The sequence below is a fragment of the Aeromonas sp. MR7 genome, assembly GCF_963899385.1.
Lineage (GTDB): Bacteria > Pseudomonadota > Gammaproteobacteria > Enterobacterales > Aeromonadaceae > Aeromonas > Aeromonas bestiarum.
The window spans coordinates 579,707-604,337 of record NZ_CAWQXH010000011.1 but is presented as its reverse complement, the minus strand read 5'-3'; the positions used below and the strand labels follow the sequence as shown (position 1 = coordinate 604,337).

The window sequence follows — 24,631 nt, the reverse complement described above, 5'->3', positions numbered from 1 at the left end:
CCAACACGCAAGGCCGGGATGCGGCCAAGAGAAAGATTAAAAAATGGCGACCAGGACGAGCCAGAAGAGCCTCCCATTTTCACCCTGAAAACATTCACGCCATATGCAACCGGCTTGCCCCCGTGCCCTGCACCACCAATAACCACTTGCTATTTATTAACTTAAAATGCATAAAAAGATTTTCGTTGTCGCGAATTATCTTGCTGCAGCCATCCCGGTTTTCTGTGACTTTCGGCGGCCAACACAACAATCGTTGGCAAACCAGACACAAAACCAAATCTTTGTCCGCATTCATCCCCAACACAAATCATAAATTTGGATGCACGGCATGCGCTTTTCTCTGGCAAGAGGCCAATTTCATCATTCATTACAGGAGTTACAGATGAGTCATTCCCTATCCCAGACGGATTTTCTGGCCCAGGTGGCCAGCCGCAACCCCCACCAGCCCGAGTTCATTCAGGCGGTGAGCGAGGTGGTCGCCTCCATCTGGCCTTACGTGGAACGTCACCCCCGCTACCTGCAACAGGGCCTGCTGGAGCGGCTGGTGGAGCCGGAGCGACTGATCCAGTTTCGGGTGAGCTGGGTCGACGACCAGGGCCGGGTACAGGTCAATCGCGGCTATCGCATCCAGCACAGCTCGGCCATAGGCCCCTTCAAGGGCGGCATGCGCTTTCACCCCTCTGTGGATCTCTCGGTACTGAAATTCCTCGCCTTCGAGCAGACCTTCAAGAACGCCCTCACCACCTTGCCCATGGGCGGCGGCAAGGGCGGCAGCGATTTTGACCCCAAGGGCAAGAGCGAGGGGGAGGTGATGCGCTTCTGCCAGGCGCTGATGCTGGAGCTCTATCGCCACCTGGGGGCCAACACAGACGTGCCGGCCGGCGATATCGGGGTGGGCGGGCGCGAGGTGAGTTACATGGCGGGCATGATGAAGAAGCTCACTAATAACGCAGAGTGCGTCTTCACCGGCAAGGGACTCTCCTTTGGTGGCAGCCTCATTCGCCCCGAGGCCACCGGCTACGGCCTGCTCTATTTCGCCCAGGCCATGCTGGCCCATCGCGATCAGTCGCTGGCGGGCATGACGGTGTCAGTGTCGGGCTCGGGCAACGTGGCCCAATACGCCATCGAGAAGGCGATGGCCCTCGGCGCCCGGGTGATCACCGCCTCCGACTCCGGTGGCACTGTGTACGATCCGGATGGCTTTACCCCCGACAAGCTGGCCAGGTTGATGGCACTCAAGAACGAGCAGCGCAAGCGGGTTGCCGATTATGCCCACGAGCTGGGGCTGGAGTTTTTGAGCGGCCGCACGCCCTGGCATCTGCCCACCCAGATTGCCCTGCCCTGCGCCACCCAGAACGAATTGGGGGAAGAGGACGCCGTCACCCTCATCGCGAACGGCGTGCAGCTGGTGGCCGAGGGGGCCAACATGCCGAGCAGCGCCGCCGCCATCAAGCTATTCCACGAGGCCCGGGTGCTGTTTGCCCCGGGCAAGGCGGCCAATGCGGGGGGCGTGGCCACCTCGGGCCTCGAGATGAGCCAGAATGCCCAGCGCCTCTCCTGGAGCCGGGAAGAGGTGGATGCCCGCCTCAGGGAGATCATGACCAGCATACACGCCACCTGTGTCCGCTTCGGACAGGATGGCGAAGGCCATGTGAACTACGAGAGCGGCGCCAACATCGCCGGCTTCGTCAAGGTGGCCGATGCCATGCTGGCGCAGGGGGTCTGCTAGTTCAGCTCAACTGACCAGGCCCAACACACAGCGCGGCAGCCCAGGGGCTGCCGCGTTTTTCACGGCCTTGCCACCTGCCATCGCCTGTACTTATCACCTTGTTTCCATTAGGCTTTAGACCATATTTCTGCATTCAAATCGCAGCGTTCATCCCGGCAGCCCGCCCCAACCTGTGCCGGCCTCCTCTTCATCGCCAAGGACAGTTTCATGCTGGCTCGTACCCGTCGCCTCCTTCGCCTCTCTCTGCTGACCCTGTTGCTGGCGCTGCTGCTCGGCTGGGGGGTGATCGCCTACCTCGCCTGGCAGGCGGCGCCGCTGCAACTGTGGCACACCTTTGTGCCGCCCGAACTCAGTGCCGAGGAGCTGGATAGCAGCGACTGGCAAGCCTATCTGACCCGCGAGCAGCAGTTGTTCAGTCTGGTGGAGCGGGAGGTGGTCGCCAAGACGCCGCCTGAGCAACAGCTGGCGGGCAATCGCTACTTTCAGGATGCGCCCATCAATCCCGCCCACTTTCGCGATAACTGGAACCGATCCTACCTGCTGCGCCCGGATGGCGAGGTGAAGGGGGTGGCCGTGTTCCTGCACGGCCTGACCGACTCCCCCTACAGCCTGCGTCACCTGGCCCAGCGCTATCGCGAGCAGGGCTTCATCGCCCTGGGCCTGCGTATACCCGGCCACGGCACCGTGCCCGCCGGGCTGGTCAAGATGGAGTGGGAAACCTGGCTGGCGGCCACCCGACTGGCGGTGCGCGAGGCCAGGGTGCTGGCCCCGGGCAAGTTGCCGCTGCATCTGGTGGGCTTTTCCAACGGCGGTGCACTGGCGGTGAAATACGCGCTGGATGCGCTGGAAGACAAGACGGGCACCTTGGCGAGGCCGGATCGGCTGGTGCTCATCTCCCCCATGATAGGGGTGACCCGCTTTGCCCGCTTCGCCGGCCTGAAGGCGGTGCCCGCCCTGCTGCCCGCCTTTGCCAACGCAGCCTGGCTCGGCATCATGCCGGAGTTTAATCCGTTCAAGTACAACTCCTTCCCGGTCAACGGGGCACGCCAATCCTACCGGCTGACCCACGCCATCCAGCAGCAGGTGCGCCAGCTGGCGGCCAGTGGCGAGCTGGTGGCATTTCCCCCGGCCCTCACCTTCCAGTCGGTAATGGACTACACGGTCAGTACCCGCTCCATCATCGCCGATCTCTACCACTTCCTGCCGGCCAACGGCAGCGAGCTGGTGCTGTTCGACATCAATCGCGGTTCTGTCTTCGGCCCCCTGATGAACAGCGCCTCCGAGCTGGCCCTGAGTCACCTGCTGCCGGGCCAGCCCCAGCCCTATCGGCTGACGGTAGTGGGCAACGAGGCGACGTCTCGTCCACAGACCCAGGCCAGCACCCTGGCCGCGGGCGGCGGGCCGCAGCAGATCCTGCCCCTTGGCATCGACTATCCCAAGGAGATCTACTCCCTCTCCCACGTGGCCCTGCCCTTCCCCATGGACGATCCCCTCTATGGCATGGCGCCCCGCCCCGAGCAGATGAACCAGTACGGCATCAACCTGGGTGGCCTGGCCCTGCGCGGCGAGCGCGGGGTGCTGATCGTCAATCCCGGCTCCCTCACCCGCACCTCTTCCAACCCCTTCTATCCCTATCTGCAGGCGCGGGTGATGGAGACGCTGGCGGCGCCAACCCAGCCCCCGTCGGCGGCCATGGGGCAGCCGGCACAGGTCGGCAACGAGCGCAGCGATGCCGACTATCGGGCCGACATAGACGCGTTTTTGGATGAAGCGGATACGCCGGACTCGCCCTTTTAGGGCGGTCGGCAGGCAGTCAAGCGCGAGTCGTCAGCCGAGGGACGTCATCCCCCCTCCAGAGGTGGCTGATTACGATAGGGTCTGACGGGGCCAAGCCATGGCAGGGCCTGCAGCATTCGCCGGCAGGGATCAGACAGCGCCATCAGGGATAACGGCTGATCTCGACTAGGTTCTGATCCGGATCCAGGCAGTAGACGGATTCGATGGGCCCGCAGGCGCCGCTCTTGGTGACGGGCCCCTCCACTATCTCGACTCCGTGACAGTGAAGCTGGGCTATGACCTGTTCCAGCGGCCAGCGAGTGATGAGGCAAAGATCCCCCGCCCCCACCTGCGCCCGGTTGCGTGGCTCCTGCCCCGGCAGTTGCAGATTGATCTTCTGGTTGCCAAAGCGCAGCGCCCGGCGCCCCTTGCCAAAGGTGATGGCCTCCATGTTGAGCACAGAGCTGTAAAACGCGACGGCCCGCTCTATGTCGCTCACCGTCAATACCAGATGGTCGATGTGGCTGATCATGTCCCCTCCTGACAACATTTTAGCCCCTTAACTATCATGTATATTGCAATATGAATATTCACAATCCACAGCCTTATCAACTAACTCAAGTTAAATGCAAGTAATTTATTATTTAAATCATTAATCTTGACTACCGTGAAATTACTCAGAAAGGCTACAAAAGAATAGAGCCTCACCTAAAACCCATAAATAGAAAACAATAAAGTACATGCAAAACAATTGTCTAGATTTCCCATGCTTATAAACGCCTATATTTTAACCTGCCATAGAAACAGCTCAAAATCAATAAAAAACAATAAAAATCAATGAATTAGGATCAACGCAAGAAAAATACCTGGTCGTTTATTCGCGATCTGAGCATAATACGATAAAATCGTTTCCAAAAGATCTCATACATGTTTTTGGTTAGAAGGTAAAAATGAATAAAAAGCATATTACGAAACTCTCAGATGACCTAGTCAAACGGAAGCACTCTCGAATACTTTCTGGGGAGGCTCCCAAAACTCTGGACTTGTTTGCAGGATGTGGCGGAATATCTCTCGGGTTTGACGCCGCGGGATTCAAAACAATTGGTGCGGTTGAGTTTGAACCCAATGCTGCTCGTTCTCACGCCATAAACTTTATGGGAGATCTACCAAGTAGCCTTTTTGAGACTCATGCAAGTGCAAAAGATATTACTGAAATAGAACCATCCGATTTGCTGGAAATGTTCAAACTAGAAGGGCCGATAGAGCAGCACGTTGATATAGTTATTGGTGGTCCCCCCTGCCAAGCTTTTGCGAGAGTTGGAAGAGCAAAGCTTCGTGAAGTAGCTGATCATCCAGAAGCATTCTTGAAAGATCCACGGGGTAATCTTTATCTACGTTATCTTCACTACGTGAATGAATTGAAACCTATTGCGATATTAATGGAGAATGTTCCAGATGTGCTCAACTATGGTGGGCATAATATTGCTGAGGAAACTTGTGAACTCCTAACTGAAATGGGTTATAGATGTGGTTACACACTTCTCAACTCAGTCAATTTTGGCGTACCACAAATGCGGGAAAGAATGTTTCTAGTAGCGGTTGCTTCTCAGATCACATCAAAAATCTCTTTTCCGAGCCCTACACATTGGATGGATATGCCCAAAGGGTATGAAGGTACTCGGCAGGTTGCACTTCAAACGATTAAACATGATGTCTGTGATGATAAGCGTTTTTTTGTTAGCCTTCCAATTCCTGACAAGAAATTCTGCTTGCCTGCAGTTACAGCGCAAGAGGCTCTTAATGATCTTCCTGTGATTACAGCTCATCTGGAAGGAAAAATGAAGAAGGGGGCACGACGCTTTGATACGATCCAACCTTATCCTTGTAGAGCGGATAGCCCATACTCTACTTTAATGCGTTCATGGCCTGGTTTTGAAAATAACGCAGGTGTATCTGATCACGTAATCCGATATCTACCTCGTGACTATGATATTTTTAGAAGGATGAATCCAGGGGATCAATACCCAGAGGCACATAAACATGCTGTAGAATTATTTAAAGAACGTTTGTCTTTGCTGGAAAACAAAAAAGGCAAGGTTATAGAAACTAATTCAAAAGAATATACTGAACTATGGAAGGCAACTGTCCCACCATATGATGTCAGCAAATTCCCTAATAAATGGCGAAAGATGGAGGCATATGCCCCAGCTCGAACCCTAATGGCCCATTTGGGAAAAGATGGTTACTCCCATATTCATTACGATAGCACTCAAGCAAGAACAATCTCTGTTCGTGAGGCTGCGAGACTTCAATCTTTCCCTGATGGCTTTACATTTTCTGGTTCTATGAATCCAGCTTTCAAACAAATTGGAAATGCTGTCCCCCCCTTGTTAGCAAAAGCTATTGCCGATAACCTTTTCAAGATTCTTCTGGGAGATTGTAACGTTGAGAAAACTAGCTTTAAAGAAATTAAAGTCGTCTGACTTATCTTTCTTCAAATCATATTTAAGTGAACACCCTCAAACAAAGCAGAAAGGTCTCAATCTTGATCTGCGTATAATGGAGGGGGAATTTTTCCCCTCACTTAGGGTTTCTCTGGAACCGTTGCATAAAAAAGCTGCTCATGTTGATCTAACAATGTATGGTCCAGGTGTAACTGATGCCCATACATTGGCCAGAAAGGTTAAACGTGATGCAAAAAATATTCGATTGAATGGCGAAATTGTCGATAACCCAGTCACAGATCCAACTCGTTATGATGCTCTATGTCCTGGTGACTTTGCTGTCATGGAGTTTGTGGGGGCTGCATTACCCACCTCAGTGAACATTGTTCTTGTTGCCTCTAAACATCCAGATGATGAATCCCTTCACACTGCATTAGATCCAATATTACCATTAGCCAATGACTCGATGAAAGTACTGACCGAGTCTGAATTAGAGAGCATAATAAATGCAGCAAAGCCAGCAGAATCACATCCAATTCGTGATTGGTTAGACTCGTCCTTGCTAGAAGAAATAGGTAATGGGAGTTCAGCTGCAACAGAAAAATTGAATCAACGCCGGCTTCACAGAGGTCTAAGTCATGCTGATCTTAAAGCAGCAAAAGAATCTGCCGAAAGAACTGGATATTTGGGTGAGGAATTACTTGATCAATATTTCAAATCCAAGAACATGATAGGTTTGGCTTATTATGAATGGGTGGCGCAAATTAATGCCGTCTCTCCTTTTGATTTTTCTATCACAATGGATGATGGTACTCTTCGCCATGTTGATGCAAAAAGCTCGTCAGGAAAATTTACAACACCAATATACATTTCTATTGGAGAGATAAAACATGCCTTATCGAGTGGAGTTCCCTATAGTATTTTCAGACTTTACGATGTGAACGAATCGGGTGCCACCTTAAGAATTGCTTGGGATATACGTTCAAAACTTGATACTATTTTCAAATCACTCTCAAGTTTACCCCAAGAAGTAAGGGTTGACTCGCTTTCTTTTGAGCCCACTTTTTTTGATTTTGATGAAAATGTCTATGATCTTTTTTCTATTCTAGGTGATTATGATTCACTAGAATCATAATCCTTTCACTTCACGGATATTATCTTTAGGCAAGTTAAACATATAGTCAAAATGACTCAAGATAGGTAGTAAATAAGTTGACTTATTCTAAGATTCCTAGAGGATAAATATAAATCAGCCCAAAATAGTGTTATCAAACTCCAGCGATATACCCTATTTGAAAGATTCATCACCAGTCCACCATGCTCGGATAGGGTCAGCAACACGGTAGCGCTCTGCCCCAATTGCCACCGCGAGTTGCACTATGGCGCCAATAAGGCGCAGAAACGTGAGGCCCTCTACCAACAGCTGTCCCGGCTGGTGCGAGAATAAAGCCCCTTCCAGCACTCAAAAGAAAACGGCTCGCCAGTGGCGAGCCGTTTTCGTCGGGGTTAGCAGGCGATCCGCTCGATACGGCCGCCGCTGAGTTTGAAGAAGGCATCCTGCGGCAGCTCTTGTGACCAGGTGGTGGTGTAGTCGAGATCGGCATAGGCGCCGCGCAGCATGGCGCCGAACAGGCCGTGGGAGACCACGATGGCGCGCTCGGCAATGCGCTCATCCTGCAGCCACGCCTGGGCCCGGCGCTGTATGCATTGAAAATCTTCACCACCAGGGGCCTGCAGATACCAGTCTGGCTGCTCCAGGTCGAGATCTGGGTGTGCCGCCAGCAGTTCGGGCACCCGACGACTCTCCCACTCCCCCATGTCCAGCTCCACCAGCCGCTCGTCCCAGACGATGCGCTCGCTATCGAACCCAAGCTGTTGGCACACCAGTTGCGCCGTCTGCCGTGCCCGACCGAGCGGACTGGCATAGAGGGTCCAGCGTGCGGCGTCATCCAGCAGGTCGCGCAGGCGAGCGCCCATGGCGGCGGCTTGCGCCTCCCCCTTGGCGGTCAGATCCGAGTTGCAGCGCCCCTGCAACCTCAGCTCGCGTTATAGCGGGTCTGGCCGTGGCGCAGCAGATAGAGGGTGCGAGGCATGGTTTCTCCAGCAAGTTGAGATAGACGAAAGGGCAGATGATAACAGATGAGCGGGGCGATGGAGACTCAGCTGGCAGCAAGGGGCGGGCAAACGGGTCAGGGCTGACCCGGTTCCTGCCACGACGTTCAGGCTGGGCGGGCTCAGCCTTTCTTGATTTCCCGCAGATAGCGGTAGATGGAGTGCACCGAGATGTCGAGCTGGCGGGCGGCTATCTGGGCGCTGTCTTTGAGCTCGAAGATCCCCAGATCATGCAGCTGGTTGACCATGACCCGGGTCTTCTGGGACGGCGGCACGGCGTCGTTGCCACGCACCTCGGCACTGACTGTGTCGATGGTGCTGTTGAGGGCCTCGTCTATGTTGCGGGCGAACACTTCCGGCGTGCCGCTCGGCTCATGGTGCTGCATACACTCGGGCATCATGGTGCGCAGCACGGATTGCAGCGGGGCATCCATGTCGGTGTTGATGCAGAGCAACCCTATGGCCTGCCCCTCGCCATTGCGAATGACGGTGGTGAGGGAGCGCAGCGTCTTGCCGGTGGCGCACTTGGTCATGTAGGGGCTGGAGATGTCCTGCCCGCTCTTGAGCTTCATCATCGCCAGGTTGGTGATGGGGGCCCCGACACTGCGGCCCGTGATATGGCCGTTGGCAATCTTGATGATGGCAGGGTTGCGCACATCCAGGCTGTGCAGCAGCACCTCTGTGTGCTGGCCATACATGGCGGCTATGCCATCCACTATGATCTCCATCGCCTTGAGGATCTCGAAGTCAGTCGGGGTCAACTCTTGCAGTTTCATGAGGGCCTTCATGGTAGTGCTGCTGCCCGTCACCGGCAGCAGCCAGGTCGCGTGATCAAGCAGACATGATGTCGATAATGGTGGTGTCTGTGGCAGACATGCCGTCTTTTACCATCTGCCCGATATTTTTGATAGTTTGCTCGACATCGTGCGAGACGATCCCCTGCCCCGACACCGAATGGCTGTTGATGGCCATCAGGAAGCCGCGCACGGCCGCGCCGGAGGAGGTGCTCACCTTCATGGCGCAGGAGGCTTTCGCCCCGTCACACACCATGCCGGCGCTGTCGCTCAGCACGTTCTGAATGGCGTGACAGGATTGCGCCAGGCTGCCGCCCGCCAGATAGACCATGGCCATGGCGGCCGCCGCGCTGGTGACCGTATTGCCACAGAACGCCGACAAGGGCGGATAGTGGGATTTGATGTAGATGGCCCCCAGGTGGCTCATGATGAGGGCCCGCGCCAACTGCTCCTCGCTGGCGCCGTAACGCTCGGCGATCACCACCACGGGGATGGTGGCGGCTATGCCCTGGTTGCCGCTGCCGAAGTTGCTCATGGCCGGCAGGCTGGCGCCCCCCATGCGGGCGTCGGAGGCGGCGGCGGTACGCATCACTATGCGGTTCATCACATCCTCACCGATGAAGCCGGCACTGATGCTCTTTTGCATGGTGCGACCTATCTCCAGGCCATAGGGGTGATTCATCCCCTCGTCGGAGAGCTTGCCGTTGAGCTCGGAGGCCTGGAGGATGAAGCGGATCTGCTCAAATTCCACCTGGGTAGCGAACTCATGGATGGCGGCGATGCTGATGTCGACGCCGTCACAGATGGCGCCTGTGGCCCCACGCTGGCTCTGATCGGCGGTGAAGGTCACCTCGCCGTCGCGGCGCTGCTCGACGATGCGGGTATGGCCGCCGCACAGAGTCACGTCGGCGCTGTGCTCCTCCCCCTTCTCATCAGCGCCGAACACACTCACGCGGCAGTAGATAAACTCGGGCGCCTCGGTGCGGCTGACCTGGACACCACCGGCATCGATCAGGGTCTGGGCCCGGGCAACCTGCGCCGGGGTGATGGCGGCCAACACCTCCAGTCCGGCATCGGCCTTGCCGCCGATGGCACCGGCGGCCGCGGCTATGGCCAGCCCTATCTTGCCGGTGCCGGGCACATAGACCCCCATGGAGTTCTTGTAGAGATTATCCGACACCGCGACCTCGATGCGCCGGACTTCACAGCCCAGTTGCCGAGCGGCGACGGCGGCGGCATAAGCGGCGGCGATGGGCTCGGTACAGCCCAGCGCCGGTTTGACAACCTGTTGAATAATCTGCAGATACTGCTGCCATGCTTGCTTCATTGCGGGGACCTTTTTATCAGCATTAACGGGCGATGTGGGCGATCGCTTCGATTTCAACCTTGACGCCCATCGGCAGATCCTTCACTGCAAAGCAGCTGCGGGCCGGGCAATCTTGCTGGAAATAGTCTTTGTAGACGGCATTGAACTGGGCAAAATCGCCGATCTCCGCCAGATAACAGGTGGTCTTGAGCACCGTATCCAGGCTGCCACCGGCCGCTTCCAGCACGGATCTCAGGTTCTCCAGCGATTGGCGGGTCTGGGCTGCGATCCCCCCCTCCACCACGCCGCCCTGCTGCTTGCACACCGGCAACTGGCCTGAGGTAAAGATGAGGTCGCCATAGGCGGTGCCATGGCTGTAGGGACCGATGGCATCGGGTGCTGCGGCTGATGTGATGATGGTTTTCATATGGCCTCCACTTACATTCAAATAATGTTGCACTTGTGCAATTTGTTTCATGCAACATTATTTGCTTTTAAAGCCATTCGTTCAACTATTTTATAAATTTAAAACCAGATTCGCGCGATAACGCCGCATTAACACAAACTGTGAGCGCCATTCCGATTTGAGCCGATGAGAGAAACCCGCCATTGTTTAGGGTTTTTTATTCAACTATATTTGCGCCAACAATCACTCACATAACAACAAGGTCAACCATGGACGCTCACAGCACGACACTCACCCGGCCCGCCATGGGCACGCTGGAATGGAAAGAAGCAGTTCGTTTTGACAGCACCGACTGGGGCTGGATCATCATGAGCATCGGCATGGCCATAGGCGCGGGGATCGTCTTTTTGCCGGTGCAGGTGGGGTTGATGGGCTTGTGGGTCTTCCTGCTGTCGGCGGTGATCGGCTACCCGGCCATGTACATGTTCCAGCGCCTCTTCATCAATACCCTGGCCACCTCGCCCGAGTGCAAGGATTACCCCAGCGTCATCACCGGCTACCTCGGCAAGAACTGGGGCATGCTGCTCGGCGCCCTCTACTTCGTGATGCTGGTGATCTGGGTGTTCGTCTACTCCACCGCCATCACCAATGACAGCGCCTCCTTCCTGCAGAGCTTCGGGGTCACCCAACAGCTGCTCTCCGAGAACCCCTTCTACGGCCTGGTGCTGATCTGCGGCCTGGTGGCGCTGGCGTCGCGCGGCGAGAACCTGCTGTTCAAGATCTCCACCTTCATGGTGCTGACCAAAATCAGCGTGGTGGCCGTGCTCGGCCTCATGATGGTCGACAAGTGGGATGCGGCCAACATCACCGCCATGCCGGCGGCCGGTGACTGGATGAAGGACGCCATCATAATGCTGCCCTTCACCCTCACCTCCATCCTCTTCATCCAGAGCCTGAGCCCTATGGTGATCTCCTACCGCTCGCGGGAGAAGTCGCTGGAAGTGGCCCGCTTCAAGGCGATGCGCGCCATGAACATCGCCTTCGGCATCCTGTTCGTGGTGGTCTTCTTCTACGCCGTCTCCTTCACCCTGGCCATGGGCCACGAGCAGGCGGTCAAGGCCTCCGAAGAGAACATCTCGGCGCTGGCCATGGTGGCGCAAGGCATGCCCGGCCAGACCCTCAAGCTATTGAGCCTGACCCTCAACATCTTCGCCGTGATGACCGCCTACTTCGGCGTCTACCTGGGCTTTCGTGAAGCCTGCCAGGGGCTGGCGATGAACCTGCTGCGCCGGGTGATGCCGGAAGATCGCATCAACAAGGGGCTGGTGGGTCGCGGCATCATGCTGTTCACCGTGCTGCTCTCCTGGGGCGCCATCGTGCTCAACGCCCCCGTGCTGAGCTTCACCTCCATCTGCAGCCCCATCTTCGGCATGGTGGGGTGCCTCATCCCGGCCTATCTGGTCTATCAGGTGCCGGCGCTGCACAAGTACAAGGGCGCCTCCCTCTACGTCATCATAATCACCGGCCTGCTGCTGTGCGTCTCGCCCTTCCTGGCGTTCAACTGACTCGCCGCCAACCGGGCCGCGCGGCCCGATGTTCAACTAATAACGGGCCACCCTCTGGGTGGCCCGTTTGTCTGACTCAGACAGCCCCACCCTGCCCCGAAAAAGCCAAGGGGATCACAACTTGCACCCCAGTCTCACCGGACCTCGCCGGCTAAGGGTAATATCCAGCCATCGCGGTACACACCCGCCACTTCGGGTATCGAGGCTTCACATGAAATGGATTTTCACCCCGGCCATCCGGCTGGGCAATCAGCTCTCCTTCAAATACAAGTTCCTGCTCTGGTCCTGCCTGATGCTGTTGCCGCTGGCCTACAGCATGACCAACCTGCTGGGGCGATTGCAGGATGACAACAACCTGGCCCGCAGGGAGCTGGCGGGCGTGGTCAAGCTGGCCCCTGTCCCCGCCATCGAGCAGGCGCTGCTGACCCATCGCAATCTGGTCACCCGGCACGCCTATGATCAGGCCCCGGCCACCGAGGAGGAGGTCAAGGCGGCGGCCCGGGCCGTGGAGGCCAGCCTGGCCGCCTTCGTCGACACCAAACAGAGCAACCCCGCCTTCGACGCCCTGGCGCAAGGCTGGTCCAGCCTGCAAAGCGAGGCGCTCACCCTGGAGGTGGAGCAGAGCAACCTGCGCCACGACAAACTGCTGACCGAGGTGCGCCACCTCTACAAGAGCACCACGGCCGCCAGCAGCCTGATCCAGGATCCGGCGCTCGGCACCTACTACATGGTGATCCTGGCCAGCGAGCGGCTGCCCCAATTGCGCGATCTGCTGGCCCAGGTACGGGACAGGGCCGCCACCATAGCCGACTTCGGCCTGTTTCAGGCCGAGGGCTACAGCGGCCTGCGCTTTCGCCTCGATCTCATCAGCGCCACCCTGCAGGAGCTGGAGGCCGACCTGACCCTGCTCTACCAGATAGCTCCCGCCTACCGCACCGAGCTGGGCCAGCAGACCGACGCCCTGTTGCAGCAGCTGCGCCAGGGAGTCGATACCCTGGAAAACAAGATGATGAAGGATCAGCTGGTACAGCTCTCGACCAAAGAGGTGCTGGCGCTGGGGGATGGCATGGACACCGCCATCACGGCACTGGCTGGCCAGGTGCGCCAGCGGCTGGAGGCGGATCTGCACCAGCGGCTGGCCGCCAACCAGCGCCACTTCTGGTGGGTGACGGCGCCGCTGACCGCCATACTGCTGCTCTATCTCTATCTGATGATCGGCGCCTACCTCTCCCTGCGCGGCACAGTGGGCCGGGTGCGGGAGATCGCCGCCCGGGTCAATGCCCAGGATCTCAGCCAGCAGATCGAGATCGTCGGCCAGGATGAGCTGGCTGACATCAGCCGGGATTACAACGTGACGCTGCAGACGCTGCGCACCCTGATGCTGCGGGTGCGGGAAAACGGCGTCACCGTGGTGGAGAGCGCCACCGACATAGAGGCGCGCACCTGCCGCTCCCAGGAGGCGCAAACCGTGGTCGGCCAGGGCGAGGCCGTGGTCGAGCGCACCATAGCGGCCATCGACCACATCAACCGCGAGGTGCTGCGCACCGCCGACGCCATCGGCCAGCTGGAACAAAGGTGCAGCCAGATAGGCGGCGTCATCAGCGTGATCCGCGGCATCGCCGAGCAGACCAACCTGCTGGCCCTCAACGCCGCCATCGAGGCGGCGCGGGCCGGCGAGCAGGGACGCGGCTTCGCGGTGGTGGCCGACGAGGTGCGATCCCTGGCCAACCGCACCCAGGGGGCGACCGTCGAGATCCAGCAGATGATAGAGCAGTTGCAGTCCGGCGCCCGCGCCTCGGTCACGGCCATGTCGTCGGCCAGCCATGAGGCGCAGGAGGGGGTCGGTTTGGCCCGGGAGGCAAAACAGGCCTTTGGCGCCATCACCGAGAAGGTGGATCGCATGGTCGATACCAACTCCGTCATCGCCAGCGCCATCGAGCAGCAGGGGGCCGTGGTCAACGAGATAGAACGCAACGTGGTGCGCATCTCCGATGGCAGCGACGAGGCGCTGCAGGTGGCCAACGCCGCCCGCGATGCCGCCCGCCAGATCCACCGGCTTACCGAGCAGATGCGCACCATGGTGCAGGGCTTCGTGCTCTGACGCCGGTGGACGGCTCGTTCGATAACCCTGCCGCCAGCCTCGTGATGAGGCTGGTTTTTTTGTTTGCCCTGCCAGGCAGAGCCCATTGTTTTGTCTGGCGAAAAAAGTATCCGCCACCCCATTGTGCGATGCGGTGAAAGCAGGGTAATCTCCAGCCACAACAAGAGTCGAACGTTACCTTTTTTGCCTGCAAGAGGCGCGGGGATCAGTTCGACAAGATGAAGGTCACATCATTTATCACCCGTTCAGGCGAGGAATCGCAGATGGCTAGATACCAGTTTTTTACCGTTCCGGCATCCAACCGGCAGCAGTACACCTTTGTCGACATGGCCTCCCCCACCTTTCTGATTGAGAAAGCGGCGCTGCTGGCGCAGGGGTTCGAGGTGGAAGAGGATTTTATCGATGCGCACAGCCGGGAAGAGGCGGTGGAGAAGTACAGATCCAACTTCCTCTACGTGGCCGATGAGGTTGGCAAGTCAGACAGCAGCTACGCCGCGGCGAGCGCCCTGATGGAGATGGGCAAGCAGCTGTTTGAGCGCAAGACGAACGGCTGACGGGAAAAAACAGAAGGTGGCCATCGCGGCTCATTGCCCGATGGCCATCAGACAGGCTCAGAAGCGGGCCAGTTGCTGGAGCATGGCGATCAGCTCCTCTTCGCTGCTGGGCTCACAGGCCAGCTCCAGTCTCGGTGCCGCGCCCCCCATCAGCATGTAAACTTGCGTGCTGCAGTGGTCATAGTGATACCACTTACCGTCGATACAGACGTCGGTATAGCATCTCGGGTCCCTTTCAAGTTCCATATTCACATCCTTTTGTTACATACCACCAACATCACTCCTGACCGTAAAATAACCCGCCCGCGGCAGGCTTGATGCAGATCAAGAGAAGAGGCGGACTGAGGCCGATATCTGCCGGATCCTGGCCTTGAGCCCCCTACTGCAAACATCCACTACTCAAATGACGATGGCCGCCCCGCCTCCCGCGCGCCGCAAGAGGATGGCAATGCCATCAACAAAAACGGCGCCCGAAGGCGCCGTTTTTCATTCCCGTCTTTTTGTTTCCACCGACGGGGCGAACAAGCCGGAGGCTTATTCGTCTTCCAGATAGGCGTAGCCTTGCAGACCCAGCTCCAGCTCGTCGAGCAGGGCCTTGCGGGTCGCATCGTCCAGCGCCGGGTGGGAGACGATGCGCTGGTAGTTCTCGCGAATGACGGACGGGTCGATGTTGACGTAACGCAGCAGCTGGTCGACGGTGTCGCCGCGCACCACGTTGCGAATGTCCATCTTGCCTTCCTCGTCGAGCCACACTTCCGCGCAGTGGGTGTCACCGAACAGGTTGTGCAGATCCCCCAGGATCTCCTGGTAGGCACCGACCAGGAAGAAGCCGACGTGGCACACTTCGTTCTCGGCGTACTCCGGCATTGGCAGGGTGCTCTCGACCCCCAGGCCGTCGACATAGTGTTCGACCTGACCATCGGAGTCACAGGTGATGTCCATCAGGATGCCACGGCGGGTGAGCGGACGCTCGAGCCCCGTCAGCGGCATCACCGGGAACACCTGACCTATGCCCCAGGCATCCGGCAGGGACTGGAACAGGGAGAAGTTGGCGAAGCACTTGTCGGCCAGTTTCTCGGAGAGCTCGTCGGCCAGCGCGCGGTGGTTGCGGTTGACCGGGTTGAGCAGCTCTTTGAGCGCCAGACAGGTGTTCTGGTGCAGCATCTCGGCCCAGGCACGTTGCTCCAGGTTGAGCAGACCCATGGTGTACTGGGTGTTCACGTCGCCCAGATCCGCCACAGAGTCGTGGAAGATCTCCAGCAGGGAGGGATCTTCGCTGCGCAGGTCCAGCCAGCCTTTCCACATGTTCTGCAAAATGGTGGGGGCGTCGTCATCCGGTGCGCTGATGTCGCTCATCTCCACCCCTTCGGCACCAATCAGATTGGTGACCAGCACGGCGTGGTGGGCGGTCAGGGCACGGCCGGACTCGCTGATGATGGTCGGGTGCGGCAGGTCGAACTCGCGGCACACATCACCTATGCCCCACACCACGTTGTTGGCGTACTCGGACAGGCTGTAGTTGGCGGAGCAGTGACTCTGGGAGCGGGTGCCCTCATAGTCCACACCCAGACCACCACCCACGTCGACCACGTCGATGGGCACGCCCAAACGACGCAACTCGGAATAGAAGCGGCCGCACTCGCGGATACCGCCCTGGATGTCACGGATGTTGGCGATCTGGGAGCCCAGATGGAAGTGCAGCAGTTGCAGGCAATCCAGCTTGCCGACGCTGCGCAGACGCTCGACCAGCGCCAGGATCTGGGAGGCGGAGAGGCCGAATTTGGACATGGAGCCGCCGCTCGATTCCCACATGCCGGAGCCGGTGGAGGCAAGCTTGGCACGCACCCCTATGTTGGGCTTGATGTTGAGGCGAGCTGACTCGTCCAGCACCATTTCCAGCTCGGAGGGTTTTTCCACCACTATATAGACCTTGTGGCCCATCAGGTTGCCCAGGAGGGCGTGGCGGATATATTCGCGGTCTTTGTAACCGTTGCAGACGATCACCGAGCCTTGCTCATGGTGATGGGACAGCACGGCCAGCAGTTCCGGTTTGGAACCAGCTTCCAGGCCAAGCCGGGGCTTGTCGCTGTAGGACTGGCTGATGGTCTCGATGACACGACGCTGCTGGTTTACCTTGATCGGGTAAACGCACAGGTAGTCCCCTTCATAGCCTGACTTCTCGATGGCCTGGCCAAAGGCGTTGAACAGCGCATCGACCCGGCTCTTGAGGATGTCGGGGAAGCGCAGCAACACTGGGGTGGTCAGCCCGGACTGACGCAACTGTTCGATGGCATCAGAGATGACGATATGTGCGTCAGGGCGTGACTTGTCGGGAGCGACGGTCACATGACCGGCGTCATTGATGTTGAAAAAACCCGCACCCCAGTAGGGAACGTTGTAGACCTTCAAGGAGTCCTTGCTGGACCAGTTAGTCATGGGCTATGCCTCGCAAATGAGCGGCCGGTGGCCGCCTTCGTTACCCTCAATCACATCCAGACCATCGAGTGCAAAGCGTGGCGAGCCAAGGCTGCCTGCTGGCGTCTGGAAAGTCATCTGTCTGAGCCCGCGGCGCAGGGCCGCTTGACCTCGACCGTGACTCTCTGTCACATCCAGACCATCTCTTTGCACATCGCGGCAAGCCTGTGGCTGCCTGGTGGATTTTGGGAAGTAACGAGTCTTGATGTGGGGCTGGTGGCTTTACATCAAGCTCAACGGTATGCGGTGCTGCGCAAACAGCGCCGCGGTACTTTGATGACAGACGACATCAGCCACGCCGTCAGTTCATCATTCGGCCGCATCACGACGACAAGGGAGGTTTCAAAGAAGAAAGCGAAGACGCCAGCACGCAAGCGTGTTGATGGACGACCACGACCACAGCCCAACTCAACACCAGTGACCGCCCATGACAAGGGAAGATGATGAGCCATTGGCTCACTCGGTCAGATGGATAATGAGTGTCCGTTGTTCTCCCTGATACCGGAGCCTAACCGGTATTAAAGAAACCATACCCCAGCAGTGTCTGTCGTTTCTGCGTGCCTCGCCCTATAGGCGTATGATCTTTCAGGTTTCTGGCGGCCTCTGCCTGCTTCAGGGTTACCCTTGGATCGGCGCGGAGTGTACACACTTACCGCCAGCGGTGACAATAAAAAATAGTGTTCAAAAACTGCTTTTAATAAGGCGATCAAATCTTGCTGCCGATGAGGCTGGCACTGGGATGCCGAGGCTCGCCCGCAGGCCATTCTTGCCCCTGAAAATAGCGCGGGATTGGCCCCCTCGGGCAGAGCCCTTGTGGCGCCACGCCGCACACCGGATGGGGCTTATTTACAACGCGCTTAAAAATGCCGATTTCTCGTTATTTTATTCTGCATGGAATATCAGTAGCCACCGCTTGCTCTACCTTACACGCTTCACGCCACATCTTCGCCAAAAAATGTGACAAAAACTGCGCTGACGCAATAAGCGCCCCGGCAAGATTGGCCACAATGGCCCTTCACCACAGGTTTGAGGCTTGCCAATGGATACCCTGCTTGAGCGTTTTCTGCGTTACGTGACTTTTCATACCCGCTCCGATGCGACCAATCCCGTCTGTCCCAGCAGCGAGGGGCAGCTTATCTTCGCCCGCGCCCTGCAAGGTGAGATGCAGCAGATGGGGCTGACCCAGGTCACCCTGGACGAGCACGGCTACCTCACCGCCTGCCTGCCGGGCAACCAGCCGGATGCGCCGGCCATCGGCTTGATTGCCCACATGGACACCGCCGACTACGAGGCCGAGCAGGTGGTGCCCCAGATCATCGAGAACTATCAGGGAGGGGACATCTGTCTGGGCAAAGGGGACGAGGTGCTGGCCATTCGCCAGTATCGCTGCCTGAAAAACTACCTGGGCCAGGATCTCATCACCACGGATGGCACCACCCTGCTGGGCGCCGACGACAAGGCGGGCATCGCCGAGATCCTCAGCGCCATCGCCCACCTGCAGGCCCACCCCGAGATCCCCCGTGGCGACGTCTGGGTCGGCCTCACCCCGGACGAGGAGATAGGCCGCGGCGCCGATCTGTTCCCGCTGGACCGCTTCCCGGCCAAGTGGGCTTATACCGTCGATGGCGGTGAACTAGGCGAGCTGGAGTATGAAAACTTCAACGCCGCCAGCGCCACTGTGCGGTTTGTCGGCAACAACGTGCACCCAGGCACCGCCAAGGGCAGCATGATCAACAGCCAGACCCTGGCCGCCCGCTTCCACGCCGCCATGCCCCCCGAGCAGACCCCGGAGGCGACCGACGGCTACGAGGGCTTCTTCCACCTGGCCCAGATGAGCGGCACTGTGGAGGAGAGTACCCTGCATTACATCATCCGCGACTTCGATGACGACAGCTTCGCCGCCCGCAAGGCCCAGCTCAAGGAGCGGGTCGCCTCCTCGCAGCTGGATGCCCCCAAGGCACGCATCGAGCTCACCCTGACCGACAGCTATCGCAACATGCGCAGCCAGATAGAGCCGCACATGCACATCATCGAGCTGGCCAGGGCCGCCATGCAGGCCGCCGACGTGGTGCCCAAGATCAAGCCCATTCGCGGGGGCACAGATGGCGCCCGCCTCTCCTTCATGGGCCTGCCCTGCCCCAACATTTTCACCGGTGGTCACAACTTCCACGGCAAGCACGAGTTCATCCCGCTGCAATCCATGGAGAAAGCGGTCGCCACCCTGGTCGAGCTGGTGCGCCTTACTTCGGCTTGGCGCGGTTAATCGGGTAGCCAGCGCTACCATGACCACAAAGAGGGGAGCCGGTTAACCGGCTCCCCTCTTTGCTAGCAAGCAGTCATACCGCTGCCAGCAAGGGAGGGAACAGAACACGGCCATTCCCTGCCCCTGCCATCAAACCGTCATACCGCTGCCACATGGCGGGAACAGAAACCGCACATGCTGGGGCAAAGGTTCACCGGAGCTTTGCCCATGTTCAGCGTCGATACCCTGCTACGACAATACCTGCCCCACCTCCCGGACAAGACGCCGCTGCGCCCCCTGCTCGGCCGGGGCCTGCGCTGGCTGCTGCACGAAGAGGCCTTCCAGCACTTTGCCGGCCGCTACCCCCATCTGCGCGGACTCGATTTCGTTGAACAGGCGCTGCAGCAGCTCGATTTTGACTACCGGGTGAGCGAGACACAGCTGGAGCACATACCGACCTCTGGCCGGGTCATTATCGTCGCCAATCACCCCATAGGCTCGCTGGACGGGCTGGCGCTGCTGCGCCTGCTAGGTCGCATCCGGCCGGACGTCAAGATAGTGGCCAACCAGCTGCTGGCCCAGCTGGCGCCGCTGCGCCCCTTGCTGCTGCCGGTGGACAACCTGGGGGGCAAGACCGACCGACGCGCCATCCTGGCGATGAGTGAACATCTGGCGAGCGAAGGGGCGCTGGTCATCTTCCCCGCCGGCGAAGTGTCGCGCCTCGGCCCCAGGGGGGTGAAGGATGGCCCCTGGCAGGGGGGCTTCATCAAACTGGCCCAGCGTACCCGCACCCCGCTGGTACCCATCCACCTGGGCGGGCGCAACGGTCTGGGTTTCTATCTCGCAGCCTGGCTCAATAACGCCTGGGCGGGTCTCTTGCTGGTCAAGCAGCTGTTTCGCCAGCAGGGCGGGCGCATTGCGGTCACCATAGGGGCGCGCATTCCGCCGGCCAGCCTGGCCGGACTCCCCGCCAAGACGGCGGCGCAACTGGTGCGCAGTCACCTCTACCGGATCGGCAAGGGCAAGCGGGGCAAACTCGCGACCGAGGCCCCCATAGCCCTGCCGGAGGAGCGCCGTCAGCTCAAGCAGGCCATCGAGGCCTGCGAGGCCCTCGGCCACACCCCGGACGGCCAGGGGATCTACCTCTACCGGCGCCATGAGCTGAGCCACTCGGTGATCTTGCGCGAGCTGGGACGGCTGAGGGAAATAGCCTTTCGCGCCGTGGGAGAAGGCTCGGGCAAGCGGCGGGATCTCGACGCCTTCGACGATGACTATCACCACCTGATCCTGTGGGATCCGGCCCGGCTCGAGATCATAGGCGCCTACCGCTTCGCCCCCGTGGCCGAGCTGATGGCGAGCAAGGGAGTGGTCGGCCTCTACAGCCACACCCTGTTCGGTTTCGAGGAGAAGCTGCTGCCCCGGCTGGAGCTCGCCATCGAGCTGGGCCGCAGCTTCATCCAGCCCGCCTACTGGGGCAAGCGGGGGCTGGATTACCTCTGGTTCGGCATAGGTGCCTACCTGGCCCGCTATCCCCACTACCGCTATCTGTTCGGCCCTGTGTCGCTGTCCGGCAACCTGCCGCCGGCGGCCAAGGATCTGCTGGTGAGCTTCTACCGCCAGCACTTTGCCCCCGAGCTGGCACTAGCCCCGTCGCGCCGCCCCTACCCCGCCACAGCGCCGCTGTTTGCAGGGCAGGATTACGCCGCCGATCTGCGGGAGCTCAAGGCCCGGCTCGACAATCTGGGCTGCGCCATCCCCACCCTCTACAAGCAGTATTCCGAGCTGTGCGAGCCCGGCGGCGTGCAGTTCATGGATTTCGGCATAGACCCCGACTTCAACCACTGCATCGACGGCCTGGTGTGGGTGGACACAAGCCGCCTCAAACCCCACAAGCGGGCCCGCTATATCGGCAGCCCCCTGGGTGACCCGATCCGCACTCAAGGCGCCACACCGACCACCAGCGCCGAGCGCGGCGGAACATGCTCAACCGTGGACTGACCAACAACAAACAGGGAGGCCGCAGCCTCCCTGTTTGTTGTGCAAGCCACCGCCATCACTGTGCGGCAGGTTTGCGATCCGAGTGACCCAGATCCCGCTCGGGGGCGATGACATCGCGCACCCGCTGCTTGATCTCTTTCGCCTCGGGGAAGCCCTCGTCGGCCACCCTGTCCCACACCAGCACGCCATTGACCAGGATGCGGAACTCCCCCTTGCTGGCGGGCACCAGCGCCACCTCGCCGAGATCGCTGTCGAAGGTGGAGAGCAGCTCCTGCGCCAGCCAGGCGGCGCGCAGCATCCAGCGACAGAGGGTGCAGTAGCGGATCTCGATGCGGGGCTTGCTGATGGGGGTTAACGACTCTGTCATTGGGTGACTCCATAAAAATCGGCCAGCGGGAAATGGGGATAATGATGGCCCGCCATGCCGGCTGCAATAGCAAAAAGCAGCGCCTGGCTCACTGGCTGACCCCGTGGAAATCGGTCAACCAGTGGCGGGCTATGGTGCGCATGGTGGACTGCGGCAGATCGAACAGGCCGGGAGCCAGCGGCTGCTGCGCCAGCTGACGTACCCCCTCGATGATCTCCGCCAGCACAAGATAGACGTATTCGCCGATGACGGCGCCGTGGACGAAATTGACCGCCTCCCCCCGGTTGAGCAGGAAGATGGTGCTGCCATCGGGCCGGGTCAGCGCCAGCACATGGGGGCACACCTCCTCGCTCGGCCAGGGCAGCTGGGAGAGACAAAATGCAAACTCGTCGTCGGCCGAGGTGACCGAGGCCAGCATGGCGCCGGGGCGCAACTGCTGCAGGTCGGCCAGATCCAGCGCACCGTTGCCGGTGGAGCAGATCACCAGCTCGGCCCGGCTCAACGCCTCGGCCTTGCCCACCAGCTTGAAGCCGTGGGAGAGCGCCTCCACCTGGCGCAGCACGTCTGTCTCCACCAGCTCCAGGTGCAGGTTGCGGCACCTGAGCTCGCGGGCGATGCTGCGCCCCACCTTGCCATAGCCGAACAGGGCGGCCTGACAGACGTTGAAGGTACGGTTGAGGGTGCGGGCCAGGGACTCGGCAGAGTAGACCACGCTCAGGCCGATCTGGATATCCTCGGCCTGCTTGAGGGGGCTGCGCGCCACCGAGATGACAGGGGTGGCCAGCACCTCCTGCTCGTAGCGCTGATGGCCGTTTTCGGTCATCTCCACCACCCCGAGGAAACGGGGGCCGAAATACTCGCTCAGGGTCGCCTGGGTCTTGGCAAAGTAGCCGCCTATGTCCAGAATGATCAACCGTTCATGGGGGGCAACCAGGGGGGCTATGTGCTCTATCACCCCCTGCGGCGTGTTGGTCCACTGGCGGTTGAGCGGCAGCACCGGGTAGTGCTGCTGGGCCCAGGTCAGGGTCGGTCCGTGCACTGACTTGGGTTTGGGCAGGATGGCGCCGATCCGCCCGATTTGATCGAGAGCCTGGATAAACTGGGGGCGATCGGGAAGCAGATGGGTAACCAGCAGGATGCAGAGGCCGTCGAGGCGTCCCTGCTCGGTGAAATGGCGAAAAAACAGATGCTCAGATCCTTGACTGCGCAACTGTGGCCTCCTTAGCGCGCCGCAAACAAGCAGGCAAACAGAACCCGGCATGACCGGGTTCTGTGTGTGTCCAGATAATTGAAAATCCTTTTTATCTGAATCCACAAGGGGGCTCAATCTTTATCTGTGCAGACTATGACGAAGTCGTCAACTTTCGGGTTAATTGCCTGTTTTTTATGCTAAAAATCAGTACAAAGAGGCCTCGGGCCATACCTTCCACAGACTCAATCCGGTGCCGACTCCCGCCAGCAGGATCAGCAGGACCCAACGCTGGATCCAGGGCTTGTTGCGCAAGGCCCACTCCAGCAGCGGCAACAGCCAGACCGGCAGCAAGACCGCAAGCGGCACTTCCACGTATTGCCAGGCGAGCATCTGCATGAAGGCCAGTGCCAACCCGAGCGCGGCAGGCGCCGCCTTGACGCCGGCAAAGGCGCCAAGCAGGGCACGGAAACCGGCAAAGGCAGCCAGGGCCCCCGCCAGCTGGGCAATCAGCAAACTGCCGTCTATGCCGATCACCAGCGCCAGCCAGATGAAGCCGAGCGCAAAGCCGAGCCCCTCGCGGCTGTCACCGCGCAAATCAGCCCAGCCAACCCAGACGATGGCAGGCAGCAGCGCCAGCCAGATGCGAGGCTCACTGCTCAGCACAGAGGCGAGCCCCTGCCACCACACCAGGGCACCGAGCGCCGCGAACAGCAAGAGCGCGGCCCGCTTGTCCGCCAGTTGCGCCGCCATCGCCGGCACCAGCAGGGTCAGCGGCAGCCACTGCCATGCCTTGGCCGGCAGCCCATAGGCGCCACCCAGCAGGCAGCCCACCAGCCAGAGCGCCAGGGCGCCCCACAGATACCCCAGTCGTGGCCAGCGCCATGACAGCAAAGCGGCCCCCAAAGGAGCCGCCAGGGTTTGTAGCAGGAGTGCTGCGCCCATTACTTGCGCACGCCTTCGACGAACAGGTTGATGCTCATCTCGTCCGGAATGCCGGGCAACATGTAGCTCACGCCAAAGTCACTGCGCTTGATGGTGGTGGAGGCATTGAAGCCGCTGCGATAGCCGCCCCAGGGATCCTTGCCTTCACCGATGTGAACCAGCTCGAATGCCACCGGCTTGCTGATGCCGTGCAGGGTCAGGGTGCCTTTCAACACGCCCTTCTCCTTGGTGCCTTCATAGCCGGAGCTGACGAAGGTCATCTTGGGGTACTGCTTCACATCCAGAAAATCGGGGCTGCGCAGATGTTTGTCGCGCGGCTCGTGGTTGGAGTCCACGCTGGCGGCGTCAATTTCGAAGCTTGCCTTGGCCGCTGCCGGGTTGGCATCGTCCATGCTGAAGGTGCCGCTGAAGGTGTTGAAACGACCGACCAGCTCGGAGAAGCCGAGGTGCCCCACCTTGAACTGGACAGTGGTGTGAGCCGCATCGACATCGTAATCGGCCGCCATCAGGGGGGCCGCCATAAACAGGCAGGAGGCCAGCAGGGCCTTGGTCATTTTCATCCGTTCGTTCCTTCATATTGGGGGTTCACAACAACAACCAAGATGCTAACCTCCATATCGGAATAGAT

The 24,631-nt window shown here is 59.4% G+C and carries 20 protein-coding genes and 1 pseudogene; 10 read left to right on the top strand and 11 right to left on the bottom strand.

What is annotated here, in order from left to right; all coding sequences use genetic code 11:
* Positions 1-382: 382 nt before the first annotated feature.
* Together gdhA and AACW87_RS07750 are read left to right on the top strand one after the other, a co-directional pair.
* Positions 383-1,729, top strand: a complete 1,347-nt coding sequence (gdhA, locus tag AACW87_RS07755) for an NADP-specific glutamate dehydrogenase (protein ID WP_241324645.1) — start codon at positions 383-385, stop codon at positions 1,727-1,729.
* A gap of 207 nt (positions 1,730-1,936) precedes the next feature.
* On the top strand, positions 1,937-3,526 hold the full coding sequence (locus AACW87_RS07750; RefSeq protein ID WP_241324644.1) for an alpha/beta fold hydrolase: 1,590 nt from the start codon (positions 1,937-1,939) through the stop codon (positions 3,524-3,526).
* Between the two features lie 142 nt (positions 3,527-3,668).
* Here the strand turns inward: AACW87_RS07750 and AACW87_RS07745 are convergent, their stop codons facing one another.
* A complete protein-coding gene (locus tag AACW87_RS07745; RefSeq protein ID WP_043135206.1) occupies positions 3,669-4,037 on the bottom strand; it encodes a VOC family protein in 369 nt (122 codons plus the stop codon).
* A 418-nt stretch (positions 4,038-4,455) separates the two neighbouring features.
* On the opposite strand from AACW87_RS07745, the gene AACW87_RS07740 reads away from it, so the two are divergent.
* Together AACW87_RS07740 and AACW87_RS07735 are read left to right on the top strand one after the other, a co-directional pair.
* Positions 4,456-5,988 carry a DNA cytosine methyltransferase gene (locus tag AACW87_RS07740; RefSeq protein WP_241324643.1) on the top strand — a complete coding sequence of 511 codons (1,533 nt, stop codon included), beginning with the start codon at positions 4,456-4,458 and terminating at the stop codon, positions 5,986-5,988.
* Positions 5,951-7,084 carry a DUF3883 domain-containing protein gene (locus AACW87_RS07735; RefSeq protein ID WP_241324642.1) on the top strand — a complete coding sequence of 378 codons (1,134 nt, stop codon included), beginning with the start codon at positions 5,951-5,953 and terminating at the stop codon, positions 7,082-7,084. Before AACW87_RS07740 ends, AACW87_RS07735 begins: the two co-directional genes overlap by 38 nt.
* 371 nt (positions 7,085-7,455) lie before the next feature.
* Here the strand turns inward: AACW87_RS07735 and AACW87_RS07730 are convergent.
* From AACW87_RS07730 to AACW87_RS07715, 4 genes and pseudogenes are all read right to left on the bottom strand, one after another.
* Positions 7,456-8,042 (bottom strand): annotated as a pseudogene (locus AACW87_RS07730) (histidine phosphatase family protein).
* Positions 8,043-8,183: 141 nt separating this feature from the next.
* Positions 8,184-8,837 carry a helix-turn-helix transcriptional regulator gene (locus AACW87_RS07725; RefSeq protein WP_043557263.1) on the bottom strand — a complete coding sequence of 218 codons (654 nt, stop codon included), beginning with the start codon at positions 8,835-8,837 and terminating at the stop codon, positions 8,184-8,186.
* 55 nt (positions 8,838-8,892) lie between these two features.
* Positions 8,893-10,182: an L-cysteine desulfidase family protein gene (locus AACW87_RS07720; protein ID WP_043557168.1), complete on the bottom strand. Its 1,290-nt coding sequence runs from the start codon at positions 10,180-10,182 to the stop codon at positions 8,893-8,895.
* A 22-nt stretch (positions 10,183-10,204) separates the two neighbouring features.
* On the bottom strand, positions 10,205-10,588 hold the full coding sequence (locus tag AACW87_RS07715) for a RidA family protein (protein ID WP_043135200.1): 384 nt from the start codon (positions 10,586-10,588) through the stop codon (positions 10,205-10,207).
* A 248-nt stretch (positions 10,589-10,836) separates the two neighbouring features.
* On the opposite strand from AACW87_RS07715, the gene AACW87_RS07710 reads away from it, so the two are divergent.
* The 3 genes from AACW87_RS07710 to AACW87_RS07700 all read left to right on the top strand — a co-directional run bounded on the left by AACW87_RS07710 (position 10,837) and on the right by AACW87_RS07700 (position 14,787).
* Positions 10,837-12,132: an amino acid permease gene (locus AACW87_RS07710; protein WP_043135199.1), complete on the top strand. Its 1,296-nt coding sequence runs from the start codon at positions 10,837-10,839 to the stop codon at positions 12,130-12,132.
* A gap of 211 nt (positions 12,133-12,343) precedes the next feature.
* Entirely contained in the window at positions 12,344-14,233 is a 1,890-nt protein-coding gene (locus AACW87_RS07705; protein WP_241324641.1) for a methyl-accepting chemotaxis protein, read from the top strand.
* 263 nt (positions 14,234-14,496) lie between these two features.
* Complete coding sequence (locus AACW87_RS07700) at positions 14,497-14,787, top strand: hypothetical protein (protein WP_098984456.1); 291 nt, start codon at positions 14,497-14,499, stop codon at positions 14,785-14,787.
* A gap of 57 nt (positions 14,788-14,844) precedes the next feature.
* Here AACW87_RS07700 and AACW87_RS07695 read toward each other — a convergent pair whose 3' ends face one another.
* Together AACW87_RS07695 and speA are read right to left on the bottom strand one after the other, a co-directional pair.
* Positions 14,845-15,033: a hypothetical protein gene (locus AACW87_RS07695; RefSeq protein ID WP_043557171.1), complete on the bottom strand. Its 189-nt coding sequence runs from the start codon at positions 15,031-15,033 to the stop codon at positions 14,845-14,847.
* A gap of 288 nt (positions 15,034-15,321) precedes the next feature.
* Positions 15,322-17,223 carry a biosynthetic arginine decarboxylase gene (gene speA, locus AACW87_RS07690; RefSeq protein ID WP_241324640.1) on the bottom strand — a complete coding sequence of 634 codons (1,902 nt, stop codon included), beginning with the start codon at positions 17,221-17,223 and terminating at the stop codon, positions 15,322-15,324.
* Between the two features lie 27 nt (positions 17,224-17,250).
* Between speA and AACW87_RS07685 the strand changes: the two genes are divergently transcribed.
* The 3 genes from AACW87_RS07685 (at position 17,251) to AACW87_RS07675 (ending at position 21,502) form a co-directional block, all read left to right on the top strand.
* A complete protein-coding gene (locus AACW87_RS07685; RefSeq protein ID WP_241324639.1) occupies positions 17,251-17,706 on the top strand; it encodes a hypothetical protein in 456 nt (151 codons plus the stop codon).
* A 595-nt stretch (positions 17,707-18,301) separates the two neighbouring features.
* Positions 18,302-19,525, top strand: a complete 1,224-nt coding sequence (gene pepT, locus AACW87_RS07680) for a peptidase T (RefSeq protein ID WP_241324638.1) — start codon at positions 18,302-18,304, stop codon at positions 19,523-19,525.
* A 207-nt stretch (positions 19,526-19,732) separates the two neighbouring features.
* Positions 19,733-21,502: a lysophospholipid acyltransferase family protein gene (locus tag AACW87_RS07675; protein ID WP_241324637.1), complete on the top strand. Its 1,770-nt coding sequence runs from the start codon at positions 19,733-19,735 to the stop codon at positions 21,500-21,502.
* 55 nt (positions 21,503-21,557) lie between these two features.
* Here the strand turns inward: AACW87_RS07675 and AACW87_RS07670 are convergent, their stop codons facing one another.
* From AACW87_RS07670 to AACW87_RS07655, 4 genes are all read right to left on the bottom strand, one after another.
* Positions 21,558-21,869: a SelT/SelW/SelH family protein gene (locus tag AACW87_RS07670; RefSeq protein WP_042872344.1), complete on the bottom strand. Its 312-nt coding sequence runs from the start codon at positions 21,867-21,869 to the stop codon at positions 21,558-21,560.
* Positions 21,870-21,957: 88 nt separating this feature from the next.
* Positions 21,958-23,079 carry an adenosylhomocysteinase gene (locus AACW87_RS07665; protein WP_098984458.1) on the bottom strand — a complete coding sequence of 374 codons (1,122 nt, stop codon included), beginning with the start codon at positions 23,077-23,079 and terminating at the stop codon, positions 21,958-21,960.
* 186 nt (positions 23,080-23,265) lie between these two features.
* Positions 23,266-24,003, bottom strand: a complete 738-nt coding sequence (locus tag AACW87_RS07660; RefSeq protein ID WP_241324636.1) for a hypothetical protein — start codon at positions 24,001-24,003, stop codon at positions 23,266-23,268.
* Positions 24,003-24,563, bottom strand: a complete 561-nt coding sequence (locus tag AACW87_RS07655; RefSeq protein ID WP_241324635.1) for a YceI family protein — start codon at positions 24,561-24,563, stop codon at positions 24,003-24,005. Before AACW87_RS07655 ends, AACW87_RS07660 begins: the two co-directional genes overlap by 1 nt.
* Between the last annotated feature and the right edge of the window lie 68 nt (positions 24,564-24,631).